Annotated in this window: 11 protein-coding genes and 2 pseudogenes; 5 read left to right on the top strand and 8 right to left on the bottom strand. The window is 70.1% G+C overall.

Going from position 1 to position 13,872, the window contains the following annotated elements:
* Positions 1 to 14 precede the first annotated feature (14 nt).
* From L6444_RS04015 to mtnA, 4 genes are read left to right on the top strand one after another with little or no spacing between them, the layout of a single operon-like run.
* Complete coding sequence (locus tag L6444_RS04015; protein WP_236980813.1) at positions 15 to 977, top strand: hypothetical protein; 963 nt, start codon at positions 15 to 17, stop codon at positions 975 to 977.
* Positions 977 to 1,306, top strand: a complete 330-nt coding sequence (locus tag L6444_RS04010; protein ID WP_236980811.1) for a hypothetical protein — start codon at positions 977 to 979, stop codon at positions 1,304 to 1,306. Before L6444_RS04015 ends, L6444_RS04010 begins: the two co-directional genes overlap by 1 nt.
* A complete protein-coding gene (locus L6444_RS04005) occupies positions 1,303 to 3,171 on the top strand; it encodes a GMC family oxidoreductase (RefSeq protein WP_236980809.1) in 1,869 nt (622 codons plus the stop codon). The genes L6444_RS04010 and L6444_RS04005 overlap by 4 nt, the downstream gene beginning before the upstream one ends.
* A 9-nt stretch (positions 3,172 to 3,180) precedes the next feature.
* Positions 3,181 to 4,176, top strand: a complete 996-nt coding sequence (mtnA, locus tag L6444_RS04000) for an S-methyl-5-thioribose-1-phosphate isomerase (protein ID WP_236980801.1) — start codon at positions 3,181 to 3,183, stop codon at positions 4,174 to 4,176.
* Here the strand turns inward: mtnA and regX are convergent.
* The 6 genes from regX to L6444_RS03970 form a co-directional block, all read right to left on the bottom strand.
* Positions 4,158 to 4,841 carry a two-component sensory transduction protein RegX gene (regX, locus tag L6444_RS03995; RefSeq protein ID WP_236980799.1) on the bottom strand — a complete coding sequence of 228 codons (684 nt, stop codon included), beginning with the start codon at positions 4,839 to 4,841 and terminating at the stop codon, positions 4,158 to 4,160. The two genes, mtnA and regX, sit on opposite strands and share 19 nt — an antisense overlap.
* A gap of 117 nt (positions 4,842 to 4,958) precedes the next feature.
* Positions 4,959 to 6,203 (bottom strand): sensor histidine kinase, encoded by a 1,245-nt coding sequence (locus L6444_RS03990; RefSeq protein ID WP_236980783.1) that lies wholly within the window; start codon positions 6,201 to 6,203, stop codon positions 4,959 to 4,961.
* A 134-nt stretch (positions 6,204 to 6,337) separates the two neighbouring features.
* Positions 6,338 to 7,093: a phosphoglyceromutase gene (locus L6444_RS03985; RefSeq protein ID WP_236980780.1), complete on the bottom strand. Its 756-nt coding sequence runs from the start codon at positions 7,091 to 7,093 to the stop codon at positions 6,338 to 6,340.
* Positions 7,094 to 7,160: 67 nt separating this feature from the next.
* Positions 7,161 to 7,661 (bottom strand): type III secretion system chaperone family protein, encoded by a 501-nt coding sequence (locus tag L6444_RS03980; RefSeq protein ID WP_236980778.1) that lies wholly within the window; start codon positions 7,659 to 7,661, stop codon positions 7,161 to 7,163.
* Positions 7,658 to 8,989, bottom strand: a complete 1,332-nt coding sequence (gene mshA, locus L6444_RS03975) for a D-inositol-3-phosphate glycosyltransferase (protein ID WP_236980776.1) — start codon at positions 8,987 to 8,989, stop codon at positions 7,658 to 7,660. The genes L6444_RS03980 and mshA overlap by 4 nt, the downstream gene beginning before the upstream one ends.
* A gap of 77 nt (positions 8,990 to 9,066) precedes the next feature.
* Positions 9,067 to 10,395 carry an ROK family transcriptional regulator gene (locus L6444_RS03970; RefSeq protein WP_370653076.1) on the bottom strand — a complete coding sequence of 443 codons (1,329 nt, stop codon included), beginning with the start codon at positions 10,393 to 10,395 and terminating at the stop codon, positions 9,067 to 9,069.
* Positions 10,396 to 10,576: 181 nt separating this feature from the next.
* Here L6444_RS03970 and L6444_RS03965 point away from each other — a divergent pair.
* Positions 10,577 to 11,336: pseudogene (locus tag L6444_RS03965) on the top strand (SDR family NAD(P)-dependent oxidoreductase).
* Here L6444_RS03965 and L6444_RS03960 read toward each other — a convergent pair.
* On the bottom strand, positions 11,314 to 12,708 hold the full coding sequence (locus L6444_RS03960) for a L,D-transpeptidase (RefSeq protein ID WP_236980774.1): 1,395 nt from the start codon (positions 12,706 to 12,708) through the stop codon (positions 11,314 to 11,316). The pseudogene L6444_RS03965 and the gene L6444_RS03960 overlap by 23 nt on opposite strands.
* A gap of 43 nt (positions 12,709 to 12,751) precedes the next feature.
* Positions 12,752 to 13,847, bottom strand: a pseudogene (locus L6444_RS03955) (UDP-N-acetylmuramate dehydrogenase).
* Between the last annotated feature and the right edge of the window lie 25 nt (positions 13,848 to 13,872).

Raw genomic sequence — 13,872 nt, 5'->3', positions numbered from 1 at the left:
CACGGAGGCAATCAGTGGATGAGCCACTCGACCAGGCCTCGGCGGCGCAACCCCGCTGGCGGGGCGCAAAAGGACGCCTCGAGGTCTGGTACGCCACGCTGTCGGATCCGGTGACGCGGGCGGGGTTATGGGTGCACTGCGAGACGGTGGCCCCCACCGTCGGGAGTCCCTATGCGCACGGCTGGGTCACCTGGTTTCCCGCCGAGGGGCCACCGCGCACCGAGCGGTTCGGCCCCGAACCCGTGGCACCCACGCCCGGCACCTCGTGGTTCGACGCGGCAGGCGCGTCGATAGGTCCGCACTGGTTGACCGGAGCGGCAAGATCGCTGGCCTGGGACCTGTCCTGGGAAGACGCCGCGGCGCCGCTGTGGACGTTTCCACGCCTCGCGTGGGAGCGCGAACTGCTGCCCGGCGCTCAAGTGGTACTGGCTCCGACGGCCGACTTCACCGGCGGGCTCACCATCGACGGTGCCACCCGACCCGTCGAAGGCTGGCGCGGCAACGTCGCGCACATCTACGGCCACGGCAACGCCGAACGCTGGTGCTGGGTACACGCCGACCTCGGCGACGGCAACGCGCTCGAAGCGGTCGCTGCCCAGTCACACAAGCCCGGGCTGCGCAAGCTTCCGCCGCTGGCGTTCGTCCGCTTCCGGATCGACGGAAAGGATTGGCCCGCAGGGTTTTTGGGCCGTGGCCCGGCACTGCGGATGCGCACCACCGGCGGCCCGCGGCATTGGCAGCTGGAGGGCCGCATCGACGGTCGCGACGTGTTGATCCGAGTCGACCAGCCGCCGCAGCGATGCGTGAGCCTGCGATACACCGACCCCGACGGCGGCACCTGCGTGTGCACCAACACCGAGCAGGCCGACGTCCACATCGATCTCGGCGAACGCCACTGGTCGGTACTGGGTACCGGCCACGCCGAAGTGGGCCTGCGCGGACCGCAGGCGCCTCCCGTCAACGAAAGGACTCCGTAATGAGCTTCGCCCTGGACCCGCCGCTGCTGTTCGCCTCCGGAATACTGCTCGAGCGCCGGCTGCCCCCGCAGCGGCGCGACCTCGCCGAGGCCGCCGTCCTCGGCGTGTTCTTCGCCGGTTCGTTCGGCCTGTACAACAACGTGCCCGGGTTGGGCTTCCTGTGGCGCCCGTTCCGCGCCCGCAACGGCCGCGACTTCATGTGGAACAGCGGCGCTTTCAGCCTGGACACCAATGAGCTGGACTGGCCAGCGCACGCCGCGGCCGGGGCGATCTTCGCGACCTACCCGATGTTCCTCAAGCTCGGACGGGCGCTGGGGCGCCGCGGGTGAATCGCCTGGCGGATCGCGCGGTCGCCGCGTTCGGTACGGCGCTGCTGCCGCAGGAGCACGGCGGGCCGGCCGCGGCCCTGCTCGCCGAGCGGGTCGACCGCTACCTCACCGCGATGCCGGCCACTTCACGCCTGGCAATTCAGGCCGGGCTGCTGTCGATGTCGGCGGCGAGCTATCTGACCACCGGCCGCTCGCTGGCGCGGCTCAGCCCGCAACGGCGGGCACAGGTGCTGCACCGAATCGCCGCGCTCAACCCGGACGCCGGTGCCGCAGTGGAAGGCCTCAAGGTGGTCATGCTGCTGGCCAACGGCGCCGACAGCTACGCCGCCGAGCTGTTGTCCCGGGCCCAGCATGACGTCGCTGCCCGCCCCGATGCGCCGCTGCACGTGACACCGTCGACCGAGTGCGCCTCCGTCGTCACCGCCGACGCGGTGGTGGTCGGTTCCGGCGCCGGCGGCGCGATGGCGGCCCGCACGCTGGCCCGCGCCGGACTCGACGTCGTCGTCCTGGAAGAGGGCCGGCGCTGGACCGTCGAGGAATTCCGCAGCACCCACCCGATCGACCGCTACGCCGGCCTTTACCGCGGCGCCGGGTCCACGATCGCGTTGGGCCGACCGCCGGTGGTGTTGCCGATGGGACGCGCGGTGGGCGGCACCACCGTCGTGAACTCCGGCACCTGCTACCGGCCGCCGGTTGCCGTGCAGCAGCGCTGGCGCGACGAGTTCGGCCTCGAGCTGGCCGACCCCGACCGCCTGACCGGGCACCTCGACGACGTGGAACACACCCTGCAGGTGGCATCGACGCCGCGAAATATCATGGGCCGCAACGGGAATCTCCTCTTGGATGCCGCCGCCACGCTGGGCTGGCAAGCCGCACCCATCCCCCGCAACGCCCCAGGCTGCGAAGGCTGTTGCCAGTGCGCGATCGGCTGCCCGCACAACGCGAAATTCGGCGTGCACCTCAACGCGCTGCCGCAGGCCTGCGCGGCCGGGGCGCGGATCGTCTCCCAGGCACGCGCCGAACGGGTCCTTGTTGCGAACGGACGCGCCCGCGGCGTGCGGGCGCGACGCCCGGACGGCACCGCCGTCGACGTGCTGGCCGCCACCGTCGTGGTCGCAGCCGGCGCCACCGAGACACCGATATTGTTGCGGCGCAGCGGCATTGGTGGGCATCCTCGGCTGGGCCGCAATCTCGCACTGCATCCCGCGACACTGCTGGCCGGACGTTTCGACGACGACGTCTACGCCTGGCGCGGCGTGCTGCAGAGCGCGGCCGTGCACGAATTCCACGAGTCCCACGGAGTGTTGATCGAGGCGACCTCCACCCCGCCGGGCATGGGGTCCATCGTCTACCCCGGCTTCGGCGCCGAGTTGCTGCACTGGCTTCAGCGGGCACCGCAGATCGCGACGTTCGGGGCGATGGTGGCCGACCGGGGCGCCGGCTCGGTGCATTCGGTCCGCGGCCAGACGGTGGTGCGCTACGACATCGCGCCGGCCGACGTCGCCAAACTGCGGGTCGCGTTGGATGCTATCGGTCGACTGCTGTTCGCCGCGGGTGCCGTCGAGGTACTCAACCCGATGCCCGGTGCGACAACGGTGAAGTCGGTGGCGGAGCTGCAGGATGTGTTGTCCCGCAACGACCCTCGCAATCTTCACCTTTCCGCTTTCCACCCGACCGGGACCGCCGCGGCCGGCGCCGACGATCAGCTCTGCCCGGTCGATGAGGCCGGCCGGTTGCGCGGCGTCGACGGCGTGTGGGTGGCCGACGCGTCGATCCTGCCCAGCTGCCCGGAGGTCAACCCGCAACTGTCGATCATGGCGATGGCGCTGGCGGTGGCCGAGCAGGTGGCCGCAGCCGCCGACTAGGGTCGGCTGGTGCGCAGGACCATCGACTGGGACGGCAGTGCCGGCGGGGCGGTGACGATCATCGACCAGACCGCGCTGCCCGCCGACTATCGGGTGCTACGCCTGCGCACCGTCGACGAGCTGATCGATGCGATCCGCCGGCTGGCCGTGCGCGGCGCGCCCGCACTCGGCGCGGCCGGAGCGCTGGGCGTCGTGCTCGCCGTCCGCGAGGGCGGCGACCCGGTGGCCGCCGCCGAGCGGGTCGCCAAAGCGCGACCGACCGCGGTCAACCTCAGCTGGGGAGTCGCCCGGGCACTGCAGAAACTCGACCGCGGCGCGGACGCCGTGCTGGCCGAAGCCCTGCAGATCCTCGACGAGGACGAACGCCTGAACCGCGCCGCATCGTCACACGCCGCGCAGATCGTGCTGGCGGAGTGCGGCCGCCGCCCGCTGCGGCTGCTCAGCCACTGCAACGCCGGTCATCTGGCCACCGTGGCCTGGGGCAGTGCGCTCGGCGTCGTCTGGCACCTGCACGAACGCGGGCTGATCGAGTCGGTGCTGGTCGACGAGACCCGTCCGCTGCTGCAAGGCGCCCGGCTCACCGCGTGGGAGCTGGCGCAGGCCGGCGTGCCCTACCGGGTGCAGGCCGACGGCGCGGCCGCGGCGGCCATGGCACGCGGCCTGGTCGACTGCGTCCTGGTCGGCGCCGACCGCATCGCGGCCAACGGCGACGTGGCCAACAAAATCGGCACCTACGGGTTGGCCATCGCGGCGCGTCATCACGGCGTGCCGCTGATCGTGGTAGCGCCGTCGTCCACCGTGGACGCGGGGTTGGCCTCCGGCGCCGACATTGTCATCGAGGAGCGCTCGCCCGACGAACTCAGGACGCTTTGCGGCACCACGGTCACCCCGCCGGACGCCGACGTGTTCAACCCGGCCTTCGACGTCACCCCGGCCGAGCTGATCACCGCTATCGTCACCGAGCACGGCCGGTACCGGTCGCCGGGTCAGCCCTCGAGCTTGTAACCCAGTCCGCGGACCGTCACCAGGTGCACCGGGTTGGCGGGATCGGCCTCGATCTTGGATCGCAGCCGTTTGACGTGGACGTCGAGCGTCTTGGTGTCGCCGACGTAGTCCGCTCCCCAGACCCGGTCGATCAGCTGGCCGCGGGTCAACACCCGGCCGCTGTTGCGCATCAGGTACTCGAGCAAGTCGAACTCCTTGAGCGGCAACGTAATGGTGTCGCCGTTGACCGAGACGACGTGTCGTTCGACGTCCATCCGCACCGGCCCCGACTCCAGCACACCGTCGCTGATCTCGGAGTCGTCGTCGCCGCCGCGACGCAGCACCGCACGGATTCGGGCGATCAGCTCGCGCGCCGAATAAGGCTTGGTCACATAGTCGTCGGCGCCGAGTTCCAGCCCGACCACCTTGTCGATCTCGCTGTCCCGGGCGGTCACCATGATCACCGGCACACCGGAGCGGGCCCGCAACTGCTTGCACACGTCGGTGCCCGACATGCCGGGCAGCATCAGGTCCAGCAGCACGATGTCGGCGCCGGCCCGGTCGAACTCGGCGAGCGCGGAGGGGCCGTCGGTCACCACGGTGGCCTCGAAGCCCTCTTTACGCAACAGGAAGGCCAGCGGGTCGGCCAGCGACTCCTCGTCTTCCACGATCAGTACGCTAGTCATTTGCGCCACTCCTCCTCATCGCTGCGCTCTGCATCGTCGTCAGCGCGCGTCATTTGCGCCACTCCTCCTCATCGCTGCGCTCTGCAATCTCACTGCTGCGCTCTGCATCAGCGCGTGTCATCGACTCAGCTCTTCCTCTCGTTGCGACCGCCCAGGCCTGAAATCGCGGCTCAGATTCTGCTCAGCCTGCTCTTTGCCCTGCTGCGCGGCCGCCGCCGCGCCGCCACCGGACGCCGGGATGGACAACGTGAACGTCGACCCGGTCCCGGGCTTGCTCCACACACCGATGCTGCCGCCGTGGTTGGCGGCGACGTGCTTGACGATGGCCAGTCCCAGCCCACTGCCACCAGTCGCGCGCGACCGCGCCTTGTCGCCGCGGAAGAACCGCTCGAATACCCGCTCCTGGTCTTCCAGGGCGATCCCGATGCCCCGGTCGGTGACGGCGATCTCGACGTTGTCGCCTCGCCTGCGCCGGCTGATCGACACCGACGACCCCCGCGGTGAGTAAGCGATCGCGTTGGACACCAGGTTCGCCAGCGCGGTCACCAGCAGCGTTTGGTCCCCCACCACCTGCAGTCCGCTGGCGGCGTCGGTGCGGATCTCGATCTGAGCGTTCTCGGCCGCCACCTTGTGGCGTGAAATCGCTTCTGCCACAACGGCATCGATGTCGACATCGGTCACGTTGGACAACCGCTCGGCACCCTGCAAGCGCGACAACTCGATCAGTTCGGCCACCATGTCGCCCAATCGGTTGGCCTCGATGAGCACCTTCTCGGCGAACCGGCGGACCGTCTCGGTGTCGTCCGCGGAAGCCAGCAACGCCTCGGCGAGCAATGCCATGGCACCGACCGGCGTCTTGAGTTCGTGGCTGACGTTGGCCACGAAATCCCGCCTGGTCGCCTCCATCCGGGCGTAGTCGGACTGATCGAGCACGAACACCACCGCGAAGCGGCGATCCTCCTCGCTCAACAGCCGGGCGTGCCCGTGCACACACAGTCCGGACCGCGAGCCCGAACGCTTGCCGGGCGACAGGTCGAATTCGACGTCCTCACCGCTGAGCGCCTGCCTGGCGGCCTTCCAGGCGTCGTCGTCGAGTTGCCGGTCGCGCACCAGGCCCAGCTCCTTGGCGCGATCGTTGAGGTAGACGACGTCGCGGTGGGTATCGACCACCGCCGCGCCCATCGGCATCAGCGCCACGATTCGTTGCAGCATCTGCGCGACGGTGATGCCGGTCCACTCGGTGGTGGCTTGTTGACGCTGCTGCCCGACTCGCCGCGACAGCCGCATCCCGGCCGCAACTCCTACGACCAGCGCCAGCGCGGACAATACCCCGGCCAGCAACAGCGCCGAGAACACAGTCACAAGCGGAATCCTACAAATCGGGTGAACGCCACCCTAGCGGGACGAGGCCGAAATCGGACAAGTCACAAGCCTGGGCGAAGGTGTTCCGCTGGCGTTAACGCGTTGTTCAGCGACGGGCCCGCCCCGGGTTGAAATCAGGCTTTCGCCGCGCCCTGACTGGCCACCGCGGCGGCACCGGCGGCCGCCGCCTCCGGGTCCAGGTAGGTGCCACCGGCCACCACCGGGCGCAACTGGTCATCCAGGTCGTAACGCAGCGGGATACCGGTCGGGATGTTCAGTCCCACGACGTCCTCGTCGGACATCTGGTCCAGGTACTTGACCAGCGCCCGCAGCGAATTGCCGTGCGCGGCGATCAGCACGGTCTTCCCGAGCCGCAGGTCCGGGACGATCACGTCGGTGAAGTACGGCAGGAAGCGAATCACCACGTCGGACAGGCATTCGGTCAGCGGCCCACCACCGATGTTCGCGTAGCGGGGGTCGGCGTCCTGGCTGAACTCACTGCCCCGCTCGATCTCCGGCGGCGGGGTGTCATAGCTACGCCGCCACGCCATGAACTGCTCTTCGCCGTAGCGTTCCTTGGTCTTGGCCTTGTCCAGCCCCTGCAGGGCGCCGTAGTGACGCTCGTTGAGCCGCCAGCTGCGGTGCACCGGGATCCACAGCCGGTCGGCGGCGTCCAGAGCCAGGTTCGCGGTGGAGATGGCACGCCGCAATAGCGAGGTGTAGAGCACATCGGGCAACAAGTTCTGCTCGGCAAGCAACTCGCCCGCGCGCACCGCCTCGGTGCGGCCCTTCTCCGTCAGCCCGACATCGACCCAACCGGTGAAAAGGTTCAGTGCGTTCCATTCGCTCTCGCCGTGGCGGAGCAGCACCAGCGTGCCCGTGTCACCCATGCGGGCCAGTCTCTCACGGCACCCCTGAGCCGCGCCGAGCGTAACCGCACCGCGATCGCGGCCGGTGTCAGTCGTCCTGGTCGATCAGGTGCTCGAACGCCGCCAGGTTCTTCAACGACTCCCCCCGCGACACCCGCCACTCCCACTCTTTCTGGATCGACGTCCGAAAACCCAACTCCAGCAACGTGTTGAAGTCGGCATCCACCGCCTCGAGCACCTGGCCGAGGACTCGGTCGATCTCCTCGGCGCTCACCGACGCCAACGACATCCGGCCCACCAGATAGATGTCGCCGACGTTATCCAGCGTGTAGGCGACCCCGTACAGCCGGCGATTGCGCTTGAGCAGGAACCGGTAGACGCCCTCGTGGTTCTCGTCGGGCCGGCGACACACGAACGCCTCGACGCGCACCGAATGCTCGCCGATGCTCAAGATCGTGTTGGTCTTCAGGCGGCGCTCGCCGGGCAACGCCACGATCAGGCCGGGCAGGCCGCCGTGCGCCCCTTCGTGTTCCTCGTACTCCAGGTCGCTGGCCCGCAGGGCGTCCTCGATCAGCTGTTGCACCGTCATGCGCCCACCCCCCGACGTGCCGCCCAGCGCCGGGGCCTGCGCTTGGCGACCAGGTCGGGTAACCGCCGCTGACGCGCGGCCCGGAAATCGCCGATCGCGCGCCGGTAGCTGGCCAGCAACGCGTCGGTGGTGTTCTCCCACGAGAACGTGGCCGCATGCGCGGCCGCCGCACGGCTCATCGCCCGTCCCTGCGGGCCGGCGCCGACGCGCAGCAGCTCGCCGATGGCCTCGGCCCACTGACCGACTTCGTGGCCGGACACCAGCGTGCCGGTGATGCCGTCGCGCACCGCGACCGGCAACCCGCCCACCGCGGCCGCCACCACCGGTGTGCCGCAGGCCTGCGCCTCTACCGCGACCAAGCCGAACGATTCCGAATAACTGGGTACCGCAACCAGATCGGCGGCATGAAACAACCTGGCCAGCTCGGGTCGGGACTGCGGCGGCAGGAACGTCACCCGCTGGGCGATGCCGAGTTCGCCGGCCAGGCGCGCCAGCCCGTCCGGTGAGGCCAGGCCGCTGCCCGACGGCCCGCCGGCCACCACGATCCGCACCCCCGGCAGTCGCGCCGCCGCCCGCAACACGATATCGGGCGCTTTCAGCGGCTGGATGCGCCCGACGAACGCCACCACCGGCTCGTCCTGGCCGAGCCCGAGCGCCGCCCGCGCGGCCCGCCGGTCACCCGGGCGGAACACGTCCAGGTCGACGCCGGGGTGCACCACGTCGATCCGCGCCGGATCGGCCCGATGCAACGAGATCAATTGCCGCGCTTCGTCCTCGGTGTTCACGATGAGCCGGTCGGCCTCGTCGACCACCTGCTGTTCGCCGACCGTGCGCAGCGGCGGTTCGGCGGTGTCCCCGTCGGCCAGGGCGGCATTCTTGACGGCGGCCAGGGTGTGCGCGGTATGCACCAGCGGCACCGCCCAGCGGTCCCGCGCCAGCCACCCGACCTGCCCGGACAGCCAGTAGTGCGAGTGCACGATGTCGTAGTGGCCGGGCTCGTGGGCGGCCTCGGCGCGTAGTACGCCGGCCGCGAACGCGCACAGCTGGGTGGGCAGGTCGTATTTGTCGAGTCCCTCGAACGGCCCCGCCACCACGTTGCGTACCAGCACCCCGGGTTCGATCCGGACCACGGGCGGGTCCGCGGACGCGGTGGCCCGGGTGAAAATCTCCACGTCGATGCCGCGGCGGGCCAGGTGCAGCGCTGTCTGCAGCACGTAGACGTTCATCCCGCCGGCGTCACCGGTGCCGGGCTGGGCCAGCGGCGAGGTGTGTACGGCCAGCAGGGCGACCCGGTGCGGAGCCTCGCCGCCACGACCGACTCGGGTCACCAGGGAATCGTCGTCGCGAGCTACCGGGAACCGCACCCCTTCATCTTTACAGCACGCCGCCGGGGGACGGACCGTGCCTACTTGGCCGCGACCGCGGGCTCGGCGTCGTCCAGTCGCGACACCAAGGCCCCTGACCTGCGCATCGCTCCCAGCGGGTCGGCGTAGAGGCCGTCCAGCGAGACGACACCGGCGCCGGCCTCCTGCACCCGATTGCCGAACGCGGTGACCCGGATGTCGCGCGGTGCCAGCACCGAGCGCTCCGCGAACGCGGCCTCCACGTGTTCCATGCCCTCGGGATACTCGGTGAACGCCTGGCCACCGACCACCACCTCGTCGGGGTTGAGCATGTCGCGCAGCAGTGCGACGGCACCGCCGAGCACCCTGGCCCGCTCGGCCAGCAGATCCCTGGCCTGTTGGTTGCCGGCGCGTGCCACGCGCAGCAGGTCGGCCATCGCGGCGGTCGACGCGCCGGTGCGGTTCGCCGGGGCGAGGCCCGGCAGGATCCGGAGCCGGCGCGCGGCCGCCAGCACGGCCTCGTCACTGACGGTGGACTCGAGCTGGCCCGACCCGCCGAGCAGCTCCGACTGCACCGGCAGCGGTGCGATGGTGCCCGGGCCGCTGGCCGGGCAGTGCACCCGGCCGCCGATCACCAGCGCGTAGCCCACCGTCTCGCGCGCATACACGTACAGGCTGGTCGACGAGCTCGGCGCGAAGCGTCGCATGCCGAGCAGCAGTTCGGCGCCGGCCATGGCGTCCACGTGCGAGGCCACCGAGATCGGCAGTCCCAAGGCGTCGGCCAGCACGGGTCCGACGGGCGCCTGCCGCCAGCCCAGCCTGGGGTGGTCGACCAAGCCGCTGGCGTTGTCGACGGTGCCGCCGATCGCGACCCCGACCCATAACGCCCGGCGCCGGTGCCAGCGCCGCAGGTAGCGGCTGGCGCTGTGGGCCAGCGAGGTCAGCGCGGTGCCCGGGGCGCTGAGCGGTGTCGGGGTCTCCACCGTGTCGAGCGTGCGGCCGAACAGGTCGGTGGCCACGATGCTGGTGGTGCGTGCGCCGATGTGGATGCCCAACGTCACGAACGGCTCGTGGTTGACCTCCACCGGCACCCGCGGACGTCCGATCGCCCCGGACACCGCCAGGTCGGCGCGCTCACGCAGCAGGCCGGCGTCGAGCAGCGCGATGACCTGCCGGTTCACCGTGGCGATGCTCAGCGAGGTGACGTTGGCGATGACGTCGCGGCCGACCGGTCCGCGCAACCGCACGGCCCGGAACACCGACGCCGCCGCGGAGTCGGACAGGTGCAGTGCCGGCGGCACCACCTGACGGTAGCTGCGCAATGGTGCGTTCGGGCCGGCTACGCGGCCGCTGCGGCTGTGCGAATGGTGGGTGAAAGTAGTCGAGTGCACTGGATAGTCCTTGTCGGAGTTCGGATGGCCGGGTCCCTGGCCGCACCCCGACTTGCGTCAGTTCAGGCGCGGCAAAGTGCGCGACAACAACACGCGCCCGCGTGGAGACACGCGGTCGTGGTGCCGAACAAGGCGCTGCAGTACACACCGAAAACTTAGCACGTTTATTACAGTTGTCCTGGTGAGTTCCCCCGAAGCGCCGAGACGAGTCGCGGTGGTCACCGGAGCGAGCTCCGGAATCGGCGCGGCTACCGCGAAAACGCTTGCCGCCCAAGGGTTTCACGTAGTTGTCGTGGCACGCCGCGCGGACCGCCTCAATGCGCTGGCCGCCGAGATCGGCGGCACCCCGATTGTGGCTGACGTCACATCGGACGACGATGTGGCGGCGCTGGCCGAGCGGCTGGACCGGGTGGACGTGCTGGTCAACAACGCCGGTGGCGCGAAAGGCCTGGCCCCGGTTGCCCAAGCCGACCTGCAGCATTGGCGGTTGGATGTGGGAGACCAACGTACTGGGCACGCTGCGAGTCACCCGCGCACTGCTGCCCAAGCTGATCGAATCCGGCGACGGCCTGATAGTCACGGTGACTTCCATTGCGGCCCTTGAGATTTACGACGGCGGCGCGGGCTACACGGCGGCCAAGCACGCCCAGGGCGCGCTGCACCGCACGCTGCGCGGGGAGCTGCTGGGCAAGCCGGTGCGGCTCACCGAGATCGCGCCCGGTGCGGTCGAGACGGAATTCTCGCTGGTCCGGTTCGACGGCGACCAGCAGCGCGCGGATGCCGTCTACGCCGGGATGACCCCGCTGGTGGCCGCCGACGTCGCCGAGGTGATCGGATTCGTGGCTTCGCGGCCGTCGCACGTGAACCTGGACCAGATCATCATCCGGCCCCGCGACCAGGCCTCAGCGACCCGAAGGTTCAACCACCAGGCCCAGAACTAGTCGACGGGGACGTCGAAGACGTGCTCGTCGGCGACGTGGTGGTGGTGGGCGTGCCCGACAGCGTCGGCGCGTTGGGCGGCGTGGCCGGTGCGGTGACCGGGATCTGGGTGCCCGGCGGGTGCGCGGCAGGCGGCGGCAGCGCCGACATGCCCACCCAGGTGTCCCAGTCCACGGCCCAGTCCCAGATGTCGCCGTCGGAGTAGGACAACTGGATCGTGCTGCCGGTCACCTCGACCGGGTCGCCGTAGATCGCGGTCTGGAAGTACTCGGCGGCGTCGGAGGTGGACAGGTTGATGCAGCCGTTGGTGACGTTGCTGTTGCCCTGCGCGCCGGCGCTGGACGGGTTCGCGTGGATGAACTCGCCGTTGTTGGAGATCCGCACCGCCCACCGCTCGTGCACGTTGCTGTAGCCCGCCGCCGGATTGGACATATAGAAGTCGGAGTACTTCTCGGTGACCACGTGGATGCCGTTGCGGGTGACGTTGCGCGCTTTGTCGGCCTCGCCGTAGCTGCACGGGAAGTCCATGATGACCCCGGCATCGGTGACGACCTGGATGCGGTGCGAGGAGACCTCGGCCTTGACCACCTGCCGGCGCCCGATCTGGATGTTCAGCGAGAAATCCTGCGCGCCGTACGCGCCGTCGCCGAACGGCAGGCCGTAGAGCTTGGCGTCGACGCTGACGGTGGTGCCGGCCGGGTAGTACTCGCGCGGCCGGTAGTGCACGCGGGCGCCCTTGGCTTCGTCGGGCAGCCAGGCCCAGCTGCCTTCCACCGGCGGATTGGTCCGCACCGTCAACGCCCGCTCGACGGCGGCCTTGTCGCTGATCGGCGCGTCGAACTGAATGATGATCGGTGCTGCGACGCCGACGGTCTGGCCGTCGGCCAGCTGGAACCCGCCGTCGATCTTCTTCTTCGGCGTCACCGTGGTGAGCTTGCCCGCCACCGGGATGGCCTTGCCGTCGTGCCCGACCGCCGACCCGGTCCAGGTGTAGGTGGAGTCGTAGCCCAGCGGCTCGGTGGTCATGAAGACGGTGCGGTCCTGGTTGAACGTGCCGGCCACCGGCTTGCCCGCCGAGTTCGTCAGCGCGACCCGCTGAAACCAGCCGTCGGCGACGGTGACGCTGATCGGCGCGATCGGCACCACGTCCTGGGTGGCGTCGGCGGGCTGAAAGGTCAGCTTCGCCGCCGGCGGCGCCTTCTTCTCGGCCTGCGGGGTGTTTTTGCCGCCACACGCGGCGAGCACGCTCGGCGCGAACACCCCGAGCCCGAGTGCCGCCAAAGCCGCGCGCCGATTGATCGGCCCTGGACTTCGAGGGGCGCTGGGAGGGGTCACGACAACCAAAGATACCGGGCCAAACACCCTATCCCGCACCGCAAAGACACGCGGCAGCGCCGTTTGGGCACCAAACGGGCAGCTACAGGACGCACCCGACCAGGACAGGTTCGGGTTTCAGTGTGAAACCGAACACATCACGAACCCCGTCTCGCACGGTGCGGGCCAGTAGCATCACGTCCTCCGCGGTCGCCGCGCCCCGGTTGGTCAATGCCAGCGCATGTTTCGTCGAGAGCCGGCAGGGTGCATTTTCGCCGGGGTATCCCTTGCCGAATCCGGCCCGTTCCACCAGCCACCCGGCGGCCAGCTTGACGCCGTCCGGTGCCGGATAGTGCGGCACCGGCCCGTCGGTGACGGCGGCCAACCGCTCGTACTGCGGCTGCGACACCACCGGGTTGGTGAAGAACGACCCCACGCTCCAGGTGTCGTGATCGGCCGCGTCGAGCACCATGCCCTTGCGGGCTCGCAGGTCCAGCACGGCCGCGCGGACGGCACGCGGATCGCCCCGCTCGCCGCTGGCGGCCCCCCAGCGCGGCGGTCAGTTCGCCGTAGCGCAGCGGGGCGCTGCGCCCCGACGGGTCGAGCGCGAACTCCACCTCCAGCACGACGGCCGGCAGCTGCAGCCCGTCGGCCCGCTTGAGCACGCTGCTGCGATACCCGAACCGCAGCTCCTCGGCCGCCGCCCAGCGCACCTCGCCGGTGCTTCGATCCAGCAGCCGCACCCGGGTGATGCGGTCGGAAACCTCCACGCCGTAGGCGCCGACGTTCTGCACCGGGGTGGCCCCCGCCGAACCCGGGATGCCGGACAGGCATTCCAGCCCGCCCAGCCCCTGCTCGATGGACCGCAGCACCACGTCGTCCCACACCGCGCCGGCTTGCGCGCGCACCAGGTTGCCGTCGACGACGACTCCGTCGTTGGCCAGCCGCACCACCGTCAGATCCGGCAGACCGCCACCGATCACCACGTTGGAGCCGCCGGCGAGAACCAGCACCGGACCGGCATCAGCGTGGCTTTGCGTGTCGAGCTGCCGCATCACCGCGATCACCTCATCGGTACTGCCACAGGTGATTACGCGCCGCGCCACCGGTCCCACCCGCAAGGTGGTCAACGGAGCCAACGGCACCGCCTCGGTGACCCGCGCACCGGCGAACAACGAACCGACCCGTCCTTGTTTCATAAGCTCCGATTCCTGGCCCGTAACG

Source organism: Mycobacterium kiyosense, assembly GCA_021654635.1.
GTDB classification, from domain to species: Bacteria; Actinomycetota; Actinomycetes; order Mycobacteriales; family Mycobacteriaceae; genus Mycobacterium; species Mycobacterium kiyosense.
Note: the sequence above shows the minus strand (reverse complement) of the source record. Positions and strands in the feature narration are given on the sequence as shown.